We start from the raw sequence: 14,111 nt of genomic DNA on the forward strand, positions 1-14,111 counted from the left end.
GCTGGAGGGACGAGCGAACCGTACGGCAGGATCCTGGAATGGAACGTGTACGTGATGTCTCCGACCTCCCGAAGGCCCATCTGCATCTGCACTTCACCGGCTCCATGCGGCCGGGCACGCTGCTGGAGCTCGCCGACAAGTACGGCGTCCGGCTGCCCGAGGCGCTGACCGACGCCCTGCTCGGCGGGGAGCCGCCGAAACTGCGCGCGACGGACGAGCGGGGCTGGTTCCGCTTCCAGCGCCTGTACGACGCCGCGCGCTCGTGCCTGAGGCAGCCCGAGGACATCCAGCGGCTGGTGCGGGAGGCCGCCGAGGAGGACGTGAGAGACGGCTCGGGCTGGCTGGAGATCCAGGTCGACCCGACGTCGTACGCCCCGCGCCTGGGCGGTCTCATCCCGACGCTGGAGATCATCCTGGACGCGGTGGAGACGGCCGCGCGGGAGACCGGGATCGGGATGCGCGTGCTGGTCGCCGCGAACCGGATGAAGCACCCGCTGGACGCGCGCACGCTGGCCCGCCTCGCCGTCCGGTACGCCGACCGGGGCGTGGTCGGCTTCGGACTCTCCAACGACGAGCGGCGCGGCATGGCCCGCGACTTCGACCGCGCGTTCGCCATCGCCCGCGAGGGCGGCCTCCTGTCGGCCCCGCACGGGGGCGAGCTGACCGGTCCCGCCTCGGTCCGCGACTGCCTGGACGACCTGCACGCCGACCGGTTGGGCCACGGGGTGCGCGCGGCGGAGGACCCACGCCTGCTGAAGCGCCTGGCCGACCGCGGCATCACCTGCGAGGTCTGCCCGGCGTCGAACGTGGCCCTCGGCGTCTACGAGAAGCCCGAGGACGTCCCGCTGCGCGCGCTCTTCGAGGCCGGCGTCCCGCTGGCACTGGGCGCCGACGACCCGCTCCTGTTCGGCTCGCGGCTGGCGGCCCAGTACGAGATCGCCCGTGACCACCACGCCTTCACCGACGCGGAACTCGCCGAACTGGCCCGTCAGTCGGTCCGCGCCTCGGCGGCGCCGGACGAGACGAAGAAGCGGCTTCTGGCGGGCGTCGACACCTGGCTGACCTCGGACGGGCCGGCCGCGGTCAGAGGCTGACGCCCACCGTCACGGGCTCGTTGACCAGCGTGATCCCGAAGGCCTCACGCACCCCGGCGACGACCTCGCGGGCCAGTGCCAGCAGGTCCTCCGTGGTCGCCTCGCCGCGGTTGGTGAGGGCCAGGGTGTGCTTGGTGGAGATCCGGGCCGGACCGGTGCCGTACCCCTTGGTGAAGCCCGCCTTGTCGATCAGCCAGGCGGCGGAGGTCTTGGTGTGCCCGTCACCGGCCGGGTACGCCGGCGGTTCCACGCCCTCGCCGAGGCGCTCCCGCACGCGCGCGTGGAACGCGGCGAGCTGGGCGTCGTCGAGGATCGGGTTGGTGAAGAAGGAGCCGGCGGACCAGGTGTCGTGGTCCTCGGGGTCGAGCACCATGCCCTTGCCGGCGCGCAGCTTCAGCACGGTGTCGCGGGCGTCGCCGAGCGGGACCCGGTCTCCGGGCCCGACGCCGAGCGCGCGGGCCGTCTCGGCGTACCGGAGGGGACCTGAGAGCCCGCCCGCGTCCTCCAGCCCGAAGCGGACGCGCAGGACGACGTACCGCTCGGGGTCGGCCTTGAAGCGGCTGTGGCGGTAGGAGAAGGCGCACTCGGCGTTCGTCAGCGTGACCGTCTCACCGGCCGTGCGGTCGTAGGCGATCACCTCGGTGATGGTGGAGGAGACCTCCTGGCCGTACGCCCCCACGTTCTGGATCGGGGTCGCGCCGGCCGACCCGGGGATCCCGGCCAGGCACTCGACACCGGCGAGCCCGGCCTCCACGGTGCGGGCGACGGCGTCCGTCCACACCTCACCGGCCGCCAGCTCCAGTCGGGTGCCCGTGGCCTCGAAGCCGCGGGTGGCGATGCGCAGGGCCGTCCCGTCGAAGCCCTTGTCCCCGATGACCAGGTTCGATCCGCCGCCGACGATCAGCAGCGGTGTCCCGGTGGCGTCGGCCTCCCGCACGACCTCGACGACCTCGGCGTCGGTCGTCGCGGTCACCAGCCGGGTCGCGGGACCGCCCAGCCGGAAGGTGGTCAGGGGGGCGAGCGGAGCGTCGTGGAGTACCTGCACGCGCCCAAGACTACGAGACGGCACCGACAGCACCGACAGCACCGACAGCACCGACAGACGCGCGTCGCCCGCGGCACCGGTGCAGGGCGCACGCGCGCGTAGGGCCCCGCCACTCGGAACGGGGCCCTACACGCGCGTGCGGTTCGGTTCGGTTCGGCGGCACGGTGCCGTGTCTCGGGAGACCGTGCCGGGGCGGGGCTAGGGCCTGTCCGGCGGATCATGCCGGAATCGCGGTGCCTGGGGCGCCCAGGCACCGCTCACCTGTGCTGATGAGGCACCGTTGCCCGAACCGGCCTGATCCGCCGGACAGGTCCTAGGGGGCCGCGCCCTCCAGGACCCGGGGCGCCTCGTCCGGCGCGGCGTGTGCCGGGGCGCCGGTGCGGCGCCCCGGGACGACCAGGGCGGCGGCGCCCGCGAGGCCCACCACCCCGGCACCGACCATGACCGCCGGCCGCAGTCCGTCGACGAACGTCTGCGCGCTCTCGTAGCCGCCCTGCGCCGCGAAGATCGAGGACATGACCGCGATGCCGAGCGCGCCGCCCACCTCACGCAGGGCGTTGTTGGCGCCGGAGGCGATGCCCTGCTCGCCGGGCTTCACGCCGGACATGACCAGGCTGGAAGCCGGGGCGAAGAAGAGCCCCATGCCGATGCCGCTGAGGATCAGGCCGGGCAGCTGGGCGGCGTAGGAGGCGTCGACGCTGGTCACGGAGGCGAGGTAGCCGAGCCCGGCGGCCTGCAGGAAGAGTCCGGTGGCCACGACCGGCCGGCCACCGACGCGGTCGGAGAGGATCCCGGCGATCGGGGCGACCAGCATCGGCATCCCGGTCCACGGCAGCATCCGCAGCCCCGCCTCGGTCGGCGAGTACCCGAGCACGCCCTGCATGTACTGGCTGAGCAGGAAGATCGAACCGAACATGCCGAGGAACATCAGCATGCTCGCCGCGTTGATGCCGGCGAACGCCCGGGAGCGGAACAGCCGCATCGGCAGCATGGGGTCGCGCCCGCGCATGCCGTGCAGCACGAACCCGGCGAGCAGCGCCGCGCCGGCGAACAGCCCGGTCAGCACCACCGGGCCGGTCCATCCGTCGACCGGCCCGCGGACCAGTCCGTACACGATCCCGAAGAGCCCACCGCTGGCCAGCAGCGTGCCGCGCACGTCGAGGGGTGCTCCGGTGCCGTGCGACTCGGTGAGCCGCAGCCGGGCGAGGGGCAGCAGCGCGAGCCCCAGCGGAACGTTCAGCCAGAAGATCCACTGCCAGGAGATGTGCTCGGTGAGACTGCCCCCGACGAGCGGCCCGGAGGCCACGGCCAGCCCGTTGACCGCGCCCCAGACCCCGTACGCCGTCCCCCGCTTCTCCGCCGGCACGGCCGCCGTCAGCAGGGTGAGCGTCAGGGGCATCATGACGGCCGCTCCGACGCCCTGGACCGCTCGCGCGGCGATGAGGGAGTCGATGCCGGGCGCCATCGCCGCGGCGGCGGACGCCACCGTGAACAGCGCGAGCCCGCCGATGAACAGCCGGCGCCGCCCGAAGCGGTCGCCGAGCGCCGCCCCGAACATCAGCAGCACGGCGAAGGTGAGCGTGTAGGCGCTCACGGTCCATTCGAGGTCGTGCAGCGCCCCACCGAGGTCCTCCCGGATGGAGGGCAGTGCGGTGGTGACGACGAGGTTGTCGAGTGACGCCATGAACCCGGCGACGCTGGTGATCACCAGCGCCCAGACGGCACGTGCTCTCTGCTGTGACATCGCTCCCCCAGAGCTGCTGTCCTGCTTCGGTTGTCCTGCTTCGGTTAGTAATTGATGACTAACTTTCAGGGCCGCACGAGTCCGGTCACGCGAGCAGGACGCCCTCGAAGCGCCGCCCCCGCACCCGGCTACCGCGTCCCGCCGAGCCCTCCCTGCACCCGGGCGGAGACATAGAGCCCCTCCCACACCCGATGACCGGGCGGGAACCCCATCGCCGCCAGGGTGTTGACGAGCATTCCGTACGCCATGAACGTCGTGGTCTCGTTCACGTCACCGCCCAAGGGCAGGTGCACGGTGTCCCAGAGTTCCATCCAGCCCCTGCGGACCATCTCGCCGAACTCGTGGTCCCCCGACGCCTCGGCGGCCGCCACCGCGAGATGGATCTGCAACTGCATCTGCAGCCGCTCCGGCTGCTCGACGATCAGGCGTGTGTACGCCTCGGCCATGGCATGCAGGGCCTCCTCGCCCTTCAGCCGGCCGGCGGCCTCCTCGAAGAGGCGGCGCATGTCCTCCAGACAGCGTTCGGCGGCCGCGAGGAACATGGCCTTCTTGCCGGGGAAGAGCCGGAAGAGATACGGCTGCGAGACACCCACACGCCGGGCGATCGCCTCGGTGGAGGTGCCGTGGTAGCCGTTCTGCGCGAACTCCGCGATCGCCGCACGGACGACGCTCTCACGCCTCTCCTCTGCGCTCATCCTGACCATGCAAGAAAGTTAGTGCTCAATCACTAACTTCGTCAAGGGGTCGAGGGCCGGATCGCGTGAGCAAGGGGCGCCCGCCTCCTGGCGAACGCCCCTTGCTCACGCGCAGGTTCAGGCCAGCCGCACGACCGCCCGGGACATGCCGAGCACCTTCTGGCCGGCGCTGGTCGCCGTGAGGTCCACGCGGACCGTGCCGTCGTCGAGCTTGGCGGCCACCTTGCCGCTGACCTCGATCACGGCCCCCTGGTCGTCGTTCGGGACGACGACGGGCTTGGTGAAGCGGACGCCGTACTCGACGACCGCACCCGGGTCCCCGGTCCAGTCGGTGACCACGCGGATCGCCTCGGCCATGGTGAACATGCCGTGCGCGATGACGTCCGGCAGACCCACCTCCTTGGCGAACTTCTCGTTCCAGTGGATCGGGTTGAAGTCGCCGGAGGCGCCCGCGTACCGCACGAGGGTGGCGCGCGTCACGGGGAAGGCCCGCGCGGGCAGTTCGGTGCCGACCTCGACGTCGGCGTACGCGATCTGGGCGGTCATCTGCTCACGCCTCCTCGGCCGCGCGGGCCACCAGCTTGGTCCAGGCGGTCACGACGTGCTCCCCGGCCTCGTCGTGCACCTCGCCCCGGATGTCCAGGATGTCGTTTCCGGCCATGGACTTGACGGCCTCGATGGTCGAGGTGACCGAGAGCCGGTCACCGGCGCGTACCGGGCGGCTGTAGGCGAACTTCTGGTCGCCGTGCACCACCCGGCTGTAGTCCAGGCCGAGCTTCGGGTCGGCGACGACCTCCCCCGCCGCCTTGAACGTGATCGCGAACACGAATGTGGGCGGGGCGATCACGTCGGAGTGGCCGAGGGCCTTGGCGGCGTCCGGGTCGGTGTAGGCCGGATTGGCGTCCCCCACCGCCTCCGCGAACTCACGGATCTTCTCCCGTCCCACTTCATAGGCGTCGGTGGGCGGGTAGGTCCGCCCCACGAAGGACTGGTCGAGCGCCATGGCTCGGCACCTCCTGGTTTCTGCTCTGGTCGACCGGTGAAACGACGGCCCCCCAAGGGGCTCCGCCGGGCGAGCACCGCGCCGGGTCAACCGTATAGAAGGCCTCCACGGCCGATTGTGCTCGGTGCCACGCCGACCGGAAGGGTGACCGAAAAAGCAACGAGGCCGCCCCCCTGAACAGCGGGGACGGCCTCGTTCTCTGAGTCCTACGAGATGGACTGGCCTGCTTCAGCGCGTTTCGCGGTGCGCGGTGTGCGCATTGCAACGCGGGCAGTGCTTCTTCATCTCCAGGCGATCCGGGTTGTTACGCCGGTTCTTCTTGGTGATGTAGTTCCGCTCCTTGCACTCCACGCAGGCCAGCGTGATCTTCGGGCGGACGTCGGTGGCAGCCACGTGAGTGCTCCTTGACGAACGGGTAGGTTAATTCAACGCAAGAAAGAGTAGCCGATCGAAGGACCGACCCCGCAATCGGCTACTGTCAGTAGCGGTGACCGGACTTGAACCGGTGACACAGCGATTATGAGCCGCTTGCTCTACCGACTGAGCTACACCGCTGCGATGCGATCGGACCCCGCCTGACGACGGGAACCTCACACACCAGAGCCCCAAAACGGAATCGAACCGTTGACCTTCTCCTTACCATGGAGACGCTCTGCCGACTGAGCTATTGGGGCGAGCGATGAAGACATTACACGCTCGGCCGCCGTTCACCCAAATCCGTTTCACCGCCCTTGTCGGGCCCCCGTCGCACGCCTCCCGGCGGCCCCGAAAGCCCCCGCGGCACCGCCGCCGACGGGCGGACCACACCGGTACGACTATTGCGCTCCTCCGCGCCACGGGCCGAACCCCGCCCTAGGCTCGACTCACTCTGCGTGATCATGCCTCGTGGCACGTCGGCACGCCGTGAGCGCCGTCCGGACCCCGAGCCCTGATCCCAGGCCCTGACCCCCACCGAGGCCTGCCCCAGGCCCCGATCCGAGCCCCCAGCCCGAGCCCTGGAGCGCGATGCCCGACAGCCAGCCGCAGCCGCCCCCTTCGTCGTCGTTCCCGTCCGGCGCGGGACAGGGCGACGGGAACTCCCTGCTGCTGTGCGGCGCGCGACTGACCGACGGCCGCACGGTGGACGTCCGGCTGGGCGGCGGGCGCATCGAGGCGGTCGGTACGGCAGGCAGCCTGGGCGGGGCCCGCGGTGGCGGCACCGGCGGAGGAGGCGGGGGCGGCAGCCGGGTGGACCTCAGCGGCTACCTCCTCCTGCCGGCCCCGGCCGAGGCCCACGCCCACGCCGACACGGCCCTGTCCGCCGACGGCGAAGGTCCGGTCTCCTACGACCCCCAGGACGTCCAGCGCCGGGCCACCGAGGCGACCCTGCTGCAACTCGGGCACGGGGCGACCGCGCTGCGGGCACAGGTGCGCGTGGGCGACGTCCCGGGTCTGGGCGCGCTGACCGCCGTACTGCGGGCGCGGCGATCGCTGCGCGGACTGGCGGAACTGACCACGGTGGCGATGCCGCGACTGCTCACCGGGGTGGCCGGCGCGGACGGTCTGGCCATACTGCGGGACGCGGTGAAGATGGGCGCCTCCGTGGTGGGCGGCTGCCCCGATCTCGACCCCGATCCGACGGGTTACGTGGAGGCCGTCCTGGAGGTCGCCTCCGAGCAGGGCTGCCCCGTCGACCTGCACACCGACGCCACCGACCCCGCCCGCCTCGCCCGTCTCGCCGCCATGGCCGGCGGCCTGCGCCCCGGCGTGACGATCGGCCCGTGCGGCGGCCTGGGCGACCTGCCCACCGACGTGGCGTCCCGCACCGCCGACCAGTTGGCGGCGGCGGGGGTGACCGTGGTGTGCCTCCCGCAGGGCGGGTGCGCGGGCTCCGACCGGCGCGGGACGGCTCCGGTACGGCTGCTGCGGTCCGCCGGCGTACGGCTCGCCGCCGGCAGCGGGGCCCTCCGGGACGCCTCGAACCCGGTGGGCCGCGGCGACCCCCTGGAGGCGGCCTACCTCCTGGCCTCCCACCACGGTCTGCGCCCCGAGGACGCCTACGACGCGGTCAGCACCTCGGCCCGCGCCGCCCTCGGTCTTCCCGAGGTGCGGGTGGAGGCGGGGTTCCCGGCCGAACTGCTCGCCGTCCGCGGCGACCGGCTGTCCGGTGCCCTGTCGCTCGCGTACAGCCGGATCGTGGTGCACCGGGGACGCGTGGTGGCGCGGACGAGCGCGGTACGCGAGTACTGCAACTCGGCCGTGTCCGCGGAGCTGGGGCTGCCCCGGCAGGGGCGGGGAGAGGTGTCGTAGGCCCCCCGTCCGGGACACGCTCGTGGCACCCGGCGAATGCCGCCGTTCGGGCGTACGGTCGGAAGCATGCGCATTGTCATCGCTGGAGGTCATGGACAGATCGCGCTGCGGCTGGAGCGTCTGCTCGCCGCGCGCGGTGACGAGGCCGCGGGCATCATCCGCCGCGCGGAACAGGGCGACGATCTGCGGGAGGCGGGCGCCGAACCGGTGCTGCTGGACCTGGAGTCGGCCTCGGTCGAAGAGGTCGCGGCCCATCTGCAGGGTGCCGACGCGGCGGTGTTCGCGGCGGGTGCCGGTCCCGGCAGCGGAGTGGCACGCAAGGACACGGTGGACAAGGCCGCGGCGGTGCTGTTCGCGGACGCGGCGGTACGGGCCGGCGTACGGCGCTTTGTGATCGTCTCCTCGATGGGCGCCGACCCGGACCACCCGGGGGACGAGGTCTTCGACGTCTATCTGCGGGCCAAGGGCGAGGCCGACGCGCACGTCAGCCGCCAGCAGGCGCTGGACTGGACGATCCTGCGTCCCGGCCAACTGACGAACGACGTCGGCACCGGCCTCGTACGCCTGGAGGCGCACACCGGTCGCGGCCCGATCCCGCGCGACGACGTGGCCGCCGCGCTGGTGGAACTGCTCGAGACCCCGGCCACGGCGGGCCTGACCCTGGAGCTGATCAGCGGCTCCGCTCCGGTGTCGGTGGCCGTGAAGTCCGTCGCCGGGAACTGAGTTCCGACGCGCGTGCGCCCTCGCACGGGCGCACGCGCGTCAGAACAGCGGCAGCTGTCCGGGGAAGTCCGGCACCACGTGCCCGTCCAAGGACGGCTGCGCCGCGCCCAGTTCGGCCTGGCGGCGCGAACCGGGGCACGAGACGAGCAGCCCGCTCTCCCGGGCACCGGGCGGGTCGTGCCGGGCGAACCGCCCCGCCACGACGGCGATATCACGACGGCACTCGGGGCAGGTCCTGCGGCGGGAGGAGCACAAGCTCATGGAGCCAGTGTGCCCCGAGCGCCTCGGAGAAGGTGCCCGTAGGCCTGTGGCGAGGGGGACGGGTGCCCGCGTCGCGGTCAGTGGGCCCGGTTCCGGCGTCGGCGTCTCCACTGCCAGGCGGCCGCGACCCCGAACGACGCCGTCAGCAGGGTGACGGCGAGGACGGGCCAGCGACTGTCCGCGACCCGCAGGTCGGCGAGGACGATCACCGCGACCAGGACCACGGGGACCAGGAGCGACAGGAGCGCCTTCGCCAGGGCCGCCGCCATCCCGGGAGCGCCCCTCGTCCGGCGGCGCCGGGCGGCCTGCTCGCCGAAGTAGAGGGCGAGGGCCCGGTCCAAAAGGCTGTCGGTGGCCCGGCTGTAGGACCGGCCCAGGTACGGCATCCAGACGAACGGGGCGATCAGACCGACCAGGAACACGGCCACCAGCAGGACGTACCCTCCGGCCGCGACCAGCCGTCGCCGCACCCGCCCCGCCTTCACCCGGGCCTGCTCCTTCGGCGCGATCAGTCCGAGGACCCGCGCCATCCGCAGGGTCAGCTCGAACAGGGTCCGCGTGCGCCCCCGGTGCGGCCCGGCTTCCACGGCCCGCAATGGCTTCTTCCCGGCTTTGCCCTGCTCGGCCAGTGCCGCCTCCGCGAGGGCGGCCCGCGCCCGGTCGACGTCGGCGTACACCCCTTGCAGAACGAGGAGTTCGGCGCTGCGGACGGGTGCGGTGGGGTCCTGTCCCGCCAGCGCCGTCAGTTCCAGGCAGATCCGCGCCTGGCTGAGCAGTGCCGCGCAGAACGCGAACGGCGCCATGATCATCAAAGGGCCGCCGATGAGGGCTCCCTCGGAGACGACCCGACGCTTGCCCCGGGCGAGCAGCACGTCCTGCAGTTCGGCCAGGCCGGCACCGGGGTGCGCCGCGCGCGTCATGGTCACCGAGCGCGCGGCGGCCGGGCCCATCTGGCGGACTGCGTAGGAGGCGAGGGTCTCGGGCAGCCGCTGCGGGTCCGCGACCGCCGCCTTCAGCACGGATCGCGTGAGCGCGGCGTCCTGGAGTCCGTCCGCGTCCTCCTCGGGAGTCGGAAGAGGCGACGCGGGAGGCCAAGGAGACGACATAACCCGTATCTAGCACAACTGGCGCAAACCGCGCGTCAGGGCTGTTGTCCTGCGATAGCGGACGGGCCCGACCGCCCGGATACTGAAGGCCCCCGACCCGTCCCGTCCCGTCCCAAGGAGATCCTCATGGTGGACCACGCGGCCATGGAGCGTTGCTGGACGGCCCACACGGACGGCGAGTTCGTGAACCTGGACCTGCAAGCCACCATGAGCACGATGACCGACCACCCGACCGTGCTCCATGTGCCCACCGCGATGGGCGCCAGCGGGCGACGCGAGGTGTCCGACTTCTACGCGCGCTGGTTCATCGGCCGCAACCCCGCCGACTTCGCTCTGCGGTCCGTCTCCCGCACGGTGGGGGACGACAGGGTCGTCGACGAGCTGATCGTCTCGTTCACCCACGACATCGAGGTCCCCTGGATCCTCCCGGGCGTGCCCCCGACCGGCCGGGCCGTACGGATCCCCCTCGTGGCGATCGTGGCCTTCCGTGACGGCGCCATCGACAGCGAGCACGTCTACTGGGACCAGGCGGCCGTGCTCGCCCAGACCGGCCTGATCGATCCCGCCCTCACCGCGCGGCTGCCGCTCCTGGAGGACCAGGTCGCCGCCCTGGACACGGGCACCGGGTTCAACGCGCTGGCCCTGCGTTCCGATTGAGTCCGCCCGCCCACGGAAATCCACCCATGAAATCCGCCCACCAACGAGAAACCCCCTCCGACCTGCCATCAAGGCTGGTCGAAGGGGGTTTTCCCCAGAGTGGCGGCGCCAGGATTCGAACCTGGGAAGGCTGAGCCGGCAGATTTACAGTCTGCTCCCTTTGGCCGCTCGGGCACACCGCCGGGGGTTGCTGCCGATCGAACCGCTTTTCGGCGGTGCCGCTGGCAACGACGTAAACAATACCCGATACGGAGGGGTGCTTCGCCACCCGATTGATCGCCGCCCGGGGGACGGGGGGTGGCTAGTCTTGTCCGGATGCGGCCCCGCGTCCGAGGCGGGCCGGGTCGCCGCCGCGTGGGCCGCCACGCACCGATTCGCCCCCTGATACAAGGAGCCACACCACATGGCCGACTCCAGTTTCGACATCGTCTCGAAGGTCGAGCGGCAGGAGGTCGACAACGCCCTCAACCAGGCCGCCAAGGAGATCTCGCAGCGCTACGACTTCAAGGGCGTGGGCGCCTCGATCTCGTGGTCCGGCGACAAGATCCTGATGGAGGCGAACTCCGAGGACCGTGTGAAGGCCGTCCTCGACGTCTTCGAGTCCAAGCTGGTCAAGCGAGGCATCTCGCTGAAGTCCCTGGACGCGGGTGAGCCCCAGCTCTCGGGCAAGGAATACAAGATCTTCGCGTCGATCGAGGAGGGCATCTCCCAGGAGAACGCGAAGAAGGTCGCGAAGATCATCCGCGACGAGGGCCCCAAGGGCATCAAGGCGCAGGTCCAGGGCGACGAGCTGCGCGTCACGTCCAAGAGCCGGGACGACCTGCAGGCCGTGATCGCCCTGCTGAAGGGCAAGGACTTCGACTTCGCGCTGCAGTTCGTGAACTACCGGTAACCACCGCGCCGCGTGCGGCCGATGAGCCGGTGAGCCGAGGTGGGGCGGGCGCCGACGATCCGGAGGCCCGCCCTTGCCACGCCGGGAACCAGGACCACGCAGACCGGTGCTCGCCGGTGCCCGGCACCCGTGCGCGCTCAGTCGCGCGAGTGGCCGAACATGATGCGGTAGGCGATCAGCAGGACCAGGGCGCCGCCTATCGCCGCCGCCCAGGTGGCGCCGTCGTAGAAGTCCTTGGTGATGGGGTGGTCCAGCCAGCGGGCCGATATCCAGCCGCCGAGGAAGGCCCCGGCGATGCCGATCACCGTCGTGCCGACGAGCCCGCCCGGGTCGCGGCCCGGCAGGAGGATCTTGGCGATGGCTCCGGCCAGCAGGCCGAGGATGATCCAGGCGATGATGCTCATGCGGTGAACCTGCCCTTCCGTGCCGGCTCCCCACCGTCCGGGAGCTGTGATCTTGACGATGCCCGCATCCGCACAGGGGGCGGGGCCCAGCCGGTCAGGGGGCCGGCGTCGGGGCCGTGCGGGTACGGAAGTCGGACCAGGGCGCGAGGTCCAGCCCCTCGTTCGTCTCCTCGTACCAGCCCGTCCCCTCGATCCAGGCGCGCAGCCAGGCGGTGAGGCTGGGGGCGTCCACGTACCAGGCGTGGTCGGCGTCGTCCGCGTTCGGTTCGAAGAGCAGTACGGGGGCGTGCGGGTCGCGGCAGTCCACACAGGCGTACATCGCGCAGCCCCAGTGCGATATCGGCAGGACGCCTTCGGGCCACGGCCACTCGGGGTCCTTGCGGCCGGTCTCGCGGTTGGCGAGGTACTGCACGACGGCGGCGGGCTCGCCGGCGGGTGGGCTGTCGAGCAGGGGCAGCAGACCGTACTCCGGGCCGAATCCGCCGTCCCCTATCCGTGCGTAGAGCTCGGCAAGCAGGGGTGGCAGGCGGAAGCCGAGCGCGGCCTCGGCGCGGGCCACCGTGGCGGCGTCCACGGGCTCGGGAAGCGAAGTCCAGCCCCACGGTTGGGTGTTACGGGCCTTGTCCGCCACCCGTGCCAGCAACTGCTCGATCTCGGTCATGGGTTCATGATGCAAGGCGGCACTGACAACGGGGCCGGCCTGTGGACAACCTCGCGGCTGTGGACAACGTGCCGGGAGGCCGGTGTCACCAGCCGGGGACGAAGGGCTGGTCCGTGGAGACGATGTCGCGGCCGAACGGCAGCAGCGAGACGGGGATGAGTTTGAAGTTGGCGATGCCGAGCGGGATGCCGATGATCGTGACGCACAGCGCGATGCCGGTGACGATGTGGGCGAGGGCCAGCCACCATCCCGCGAGGACCAGCCACAGGACGTTGCCGACGCACGAGGGGGCTCCCGCGTCGCGGCGCTCCACCGTCGTGTACCCGAAGGGCCACAGGGCGTAGACGCCGATGCGGAACGCGGCGATGCCGAACGGGATGCCGATGATCGTGATGCACAGCAGCGCGCCCGCCAGCAGATAGCCGAGGAACAGCCAGAAGCCGCTCAGGACGAGCCATATGACGTTCAGGACGGTCTTCATGGGCGGCGACCTGCCATCTGCTCGAGGCGAGCGATGCGCTCGGCCATGGGCGGGTGCGTGGAGAACATCTTGGACAGACCCTGTCCCGGGCGGAACGGGTTGGCGATCATCATGTGGCTCGCGGTCTCGATCCGGGGCTCGGGGGGCAGCGGAAGCTGTTTGGTGCCGGCCTCCAGCTTGCGCAGCGCGCCGGCGAGGGCGAGCGGGTCGCCGGTGAGCTGGGCGCCGGAGGCGTCGGCCTCGTACTCGCGGGAGCGGCTGATGGCCAGTTGGATGAGGGTGGCCGCCAGGGGCCCCAGGATCATGATCAGCAGCATGCCGAGGAGCCCGGGGCCGTCGTCGTCGTCCGAGCGGCCGATCGGGATCAGCCAGGCGAAATTGACCAGGAACATGATCACGGAGGCGAGGGCGCCGGCGACCGACGAGATGAGGATGTCGCGGTTGTAGACATGGCTCAGTTCGTGGCCGATGACGCCGCGCAGCTCACGCTCGTCCAGGATGCGCAGGATGCCCTCGGTGCAGCACACCGCCGCGTTGCGCGGGTTGCGGCCGGTCGCGAAGGCGTTCGGCGCCTCCGTCGGGGAGATGTACAGGCGGGGCATGGGCTGGCGGGCCTGCGTGGAGAGGTCGCGGACCATGCGGTACAGGGCCGGGGCCTCGAACTCGCTGACCGGGCGGGCGCGCATGGCGCGCAGGGCCAGCTTGTCGCTGTTCCAGTAGGCGTACGCGTTCGTACCCAGGGCGATCAGGACGGCGGCGACGAGACCGACGCGCCCGAAGAAGCTGCCGATGAGGATGATGAGTGCGGACAGTCCCCCGAGGAGTACTGCCGTCCTGAGCCCGTTGTGCCGGCGGTGCACGGTACGCCCTCCAAGTGGTGCAGCAGGGGAACCCTTTGCCAGTTGATCTCCGGTCCCGCTGGTGCCGTGGTGACACGTCCAGTGGACCCTCCCGATCTGGACAACGCGAGGCGAGGGCCGCCAGTTCCCTTGCGGGTGCGGCGGCGCGCGTCGGCCGTCCGGGTGAGGGCATCCCTCCGTGCGGGTGGCCTGCGAA

The 14,111-nt window shown here is 71.5% G+C and carries 17 protein-coding genes and 3 tRNA genes; 5 read left to right on the plus strand and 15 right to left on the minus strand.

Annotated features, from left to right (window positions below; translation table 11 throughout):
- Positions 1-38 precede the first annotated feature (38 nt).
- The gene (locus ACZ7LV_RS23005) at positions 39-1,094 is read left to right on the plus strand and encodes an adenosine deaminase (protein ID WP_471941725.1); all 1,056 of its coding nucleotides are present in this window, start codon (positions 39-41) and stop codon (positions 1,092-1,094) included.
- Here the strand turns inward: ACZ7LV_RS23005 and ACZ7LV_RS23010 are convergent.
- From ACZ7LV_RS23010 to ACZ7LV_RS23045, 8 genes are all read right to left on the minus strand, one after another.
- Positions 1,084-2,139, minus strand: a complete 1,056-nt coding sequence (locus ACZ7LV_RS23010) for a UDP-N-acetylmuramate dehydrogenase (protein WP_471941727.1) — start codon at positions 2,137-2,139, stop codon at positions 1,084-1,086. The two genes, ACZ7LV_RS23005 and ACZ7LV_RS23010, sit on opposite strands and share 11 nt — an antisense overlap.
- Positions 2,140-2,452: 313 nt before the next feature.
- The gene (locus ACZ7LV_RS23015; RefSeq protein WP_471941729.1) at positions 2,453-3,883 is read right to left on the minus strand and encodes a DHA2 family efflux MFS transporter permease subunit; all 1,431 of its coding nucleotides are present in this window, start codon (positions 3,881-3,883) and stop codon (positions 2,453-2,455) included.
- 128 nt (positions 3,884-4,011) lie between these two features.
- A complete protein-coding gene (locus ACZ7LV_RS23020) occupies positions 4,012-4,587 on the minus strand; it encodes a TetR/AcrR family transcriptional regulator (RefSeq protein ID WP_471941731.1) in 576 nt (191 codons plus the stop codon).
- A 108-nt stretch (positions 4,588-4,695) separates the two neighbouring features.
- A complete protein-coding gene (locus tag ACZ7LV_RS23025; protein WP_471941732.1) occupies positions 4,696-5,124 on the minus strand; it encodes a MaoC family dehydratase in 429 nt (142 codons plus the stop codon).
- Between the two features lie 4 nt (positions 5,125-5,128).
- Positions 5,129-5,581 carry an FAS1-like dehydratase domain-containing protein gene (locus tag ACZ7LV_RS23030; protein WP_471941734.1) on the minus strand — a complete coding sequence of 151 codons (453 nt, stop codon included), beginning with the start codon at positions 5,579-5,581 and terminating at the stop codon, positions 5,129-5,131.
- A gap of 228 nt (positions 5,582-5,809) precedes the next feature.
- The gene (rpmG, locus tag ACZ7LV_RS23035) at positions 5,810-5,974 is read right to left on the minus strand and encodes a 50S ribosomal protein L33 (RefSeq protein WP_003948671.1); all 165 of its coding nucleotides are present in this window, start codon (positions 5,972-5,974) and stop codon (positions 5,810-5,812) included.
- Between the two features lie 89 nt (positions 5,975-6,063).
- Positions 6,064-6,136: transfer RNA gene (locus ACZ7LV_RS23040), tRNA-Met, on the minus strand.
- A 46-nt stretch (positions 6,137-6,182) separates the two neighbouring features.
- Positions 6,183-6,255 (minus strand) — tRNA-Thr (locus ACZ7LV_RS23045).
- Positions 6,256-6,586: 331 nt separating this feature from the next.
- Between ACZ7LV_RS23045 and ACZ7LV_RS23050 the strand changes: the two genes are divergently transcribed.
- Together ACZ7LV_RS23050 and ACZ7LV_RS23055 are read left to right on the plus strand one after the other, a co-directional pair.
- Positions 6,587-7,870: an amidohydrolase family protein gene (locus ACZ7LV_RS23050; RefSeq protein WP_471941736.1), complete on the plus strand. Its 1,284-nt coding sequence runs from the start codon at positions 6,587-6,589 to the stop codon at positions 7,868-7,870.
- 66 nt (positions 7,871-7,936) lie between these two features.
- Positions 7,937-8,593 (plus strand): NAD(P)H-binding protein, encoded by a 657-nt coding sequence (locus ACZ7LV_RS23055; RefSeq protein WP_471941737.1) that lies wholly within the window; start codon positions 7,937-7,939, stop codon positions 8,591-8,593.
- Positions 8,594-8,632: 39 nt separating this feature from the next.
- Here the strand turns inward: ACZ7LV_RS23055 and ACZ7LV_RS23060 are convergent, their stop codons facing one another.
- Both ACZ7LV_RS23060 and ACZ7LV_RS23065 read right to left on the minus strand, forming a co-directional pair.
- Positions 8,633-8,854, minus strand: a complete 222-nt coding sequence (locus ACZ7LV_RS23060) for a hypothetical protein (protein WP_471941739.1) — start codon at positions 8,852-8,854, stop codon at positions 8,633-8,635.
- A gap of 77 nt (positions 8,855-8,931) precedes the next feature.
- Positions 8,932-9,960 carry a hypothetical protein gene (locus ACZ7LV_RS23065; protein WP_471941741.1) on the minus strand — a complete coding sequence of 343 codons (1,029 nt, stop codon included), beginning with the start codon at positions 9,958-9,960 and terminating at the stop codon, positions 8,932-8,934.
- A 126-nt stretch (positions 9,961-10,086) separates the two neighbouring features.
- On the opposite strand from ACZ7LV_RS23065, the gene ACZ7LV_RS23070 reads away from it, so the two are divergent.
- Complete coding sequence (locus tag ACZ7LV_RS23070) at positions 10,087-10,617, plus strand: nuclear transport factor 2 family protein (RefSeq protein WP_471941742.1); 531 nt, start codon at positions 10,087-10,089, stop codon at positions 10,615-10,617.
- 100 nt (positions 10,618-10,717) lie between these two features.
- On the opposite strand, the gene ACZ7LV_RS23075 is transcribed toward ACZ7LV_RS23070, so the two are convergent.
- A tRNA-Tyr gene (locus ACZ7LV_RS23075) sits at positions 10,718-10,799 on the minus strand.
- A gap of 221 nt (positions 10,800-11,020) precedes the next feature.
- Between ACZ7LV_RS23075 and ACZ7LV_RS23080 the strand changes: the two genes are divergently transcribed.
- A complete protein-coding gene (locus tag ACZ7LV_RS23080; protein WP_471941744.1) occupies positions 11,021-11,509 on the plus strand; it encodes a YajQ family cyclic di-GMP-binding protein in 489 nt (162 codons plus the stop codon).
- A 137-nt stretch (positions 11,510-11,646) separates the two neighbouring features.
- Here the strand turns inward: ACZ7LV_RS23080 and ACZ7LV_RS23085 are convergent, their stop codons facing one another.
- From ACZ7LV_RS23085 to htpX, 4 genes are all read right to left on the minus strand, one after another.
- Positions 11,647-11,913, minus strand: a complete 267-nt coding sequence (locus tag ACZ7LV_RS23085) for a GlsB/YeaQ/YmgE family stress response membrane protein (protein ID WP_471941746.1) — start codon at positions 11,911-11,913, stop codon at positions 11,647-11,649.
- A gap of 94 nt (positions 11,914-12,007) precedes the next feature.
- A complete protein-coding gene (locus ACZ7LV_RS23090; protein WP_471941747.1) occupies positions 12,008-12,574 on the minus strand; it encodes an SMI1/KNR4 family protein in 567 nt (188 codons plus the stop codon).
- An 85-nt stretch (positions 12,575-12,659) separates the two neighbouring features.
- Complete coding sequence (locus ACZ7LV_RS23095; protein WP_471941749.1) at positions 12,660-13,055, minus strand: YccF domain-containing protein; 396 nt, start codon at positions 13,053-13,055, stop codon at positions 12,660-12,662.
- On the minus strand, positions 13,052-13,915 hold the full coding sequence (gene htpX, locus ACZ7LV_RS23100; protein WP_471941751.1) for a zinc metalloprotease HtpX: 864 nt from the start codon (positions 13,913-13,915) through the stop codon (positions 13,052-13,054). Before htpX ends, ACZ7LV_RS23095 begins: the two co-directional genes overlap by 4 nt.
- Between the last annotated feature and the right edge of the window lie 196 nt (positions 13,916-14,111).

The organism is Streptomyces sp. NPDC107562 (assembly GCF_055657325.1).

What these genes read in the sequence shown, in the direction of transcription:
- ACZ7LV_RS23030 (WP_471941734.1), bottom strand. Translation starts at nt 5,581, where the DNA reads ATGGCGCTCGACCAGTCCTTCGTGGGGCGGACCTACCCGCCCACCGAC.
- ACZ7LV_RS23090 (WP_471941747.1), bottom strand. Translation starts at nt 12,574, where the DNA reads ATGACCGAGATCGAGCAGTTGCTGGCACGGGTGGCGGACAAGGCCCGT.
- ACZ7LV_RS23070 (WP_471941742.1), top strand. Translation starts at nt 10,087, where the DNA reads ATGGTGGACCACGCGGCCATGGAGCGTTGCTGGACGGCCCACACGGAC.
- ACZ7LV_RS23095 (WP_471941749.1), bottom strand. Translation starts at nt 13,055, where the DNA reads ATGAAGACCGTCCTGAACGTCATATGGCTCGTCCTGAGCGGCTTCTGG.
- ACZ7LV_RS23080 (WP_471941744.1), top strand. Translation starts at nt 11,021, where the DNA reads ATGGCCGACTCCAGTTTCGACATCGTCTCGAAGGTCGAGCGGCAGGAG.
- ACZ7LV_RS23025 (WP_471941732.1), bottom strand. Translation starts at nt 5,124, where the DNA reads ATGACCGCCCAGATCGCGTACGCCGACGTCGAGGTCGGCACCGAACTG.
- ACZ7LV_RS23060 (WP_471941739.1), bottom strand. Translation starts at nt 8,854, where the DNA reads ATGAGCTTGTGCTCCTCCCGCCGCAGGACCTGCCCCGAGTGCCGTCGT.
- ACZ7LV_RS23020 (WP_471941731.1), bottom strand. Translation starts at nt 4,587, where the DNA reads ATGGTCAGGATGAGCGCAGAGGAGAGGCGTGAGAGCGTCGTCCGTGCG.
- ACZ7LV_RS23005 (WP_471941725.1), top strand. Translation starts at nt 39, where the DNA reads ATGGAACGTGTACGTGATGTCTCCGACCTCCCGAAGGCCCATCTGCAT.
- ACZ7LV_RS23050 (WP_471941736.1), top strand. Translation starts at nt 6,587, where the DNA reads ATGCCCGACAGCCAGCCGCAGCCGCCCCCTTCGTCGTCGTTCCCGTCC.
- ACZ7LV_RS23055 (WP_471941737.1), top strand. Translation starts at nt 7,937, where the DNA reads ATGCGCATTGTCATCGCTGGAGGTCATGGACAGATCGCGCTGCGGCTG.
- ACZ7LV_RS23015 (WP_471941729.1), bottom strand. Translation starts at nt 3,883, where the DNA reads ATGTCACAGCAGAGAGCACGTGCCGTCTGGGCGCTGGTGATCACCAGC.
- ACZ7LV_RS23065 (WP_471941741.1), bottom strand. Translation starts at nt 9,960, where the DNA reads ATGTCGTCTCCTTGGCCTCCCGCGTCGCCTCTTCCGACTCCCGAGGAG.
- ACZ7LV_RS23085 (WP_471941746.1), bottom strand. Translation starts at nt 11,913, where the DNA reads ATGAGCATCATCGCCTGGATCATCCTCGGCCTGCTGGCCGGAGCCATC.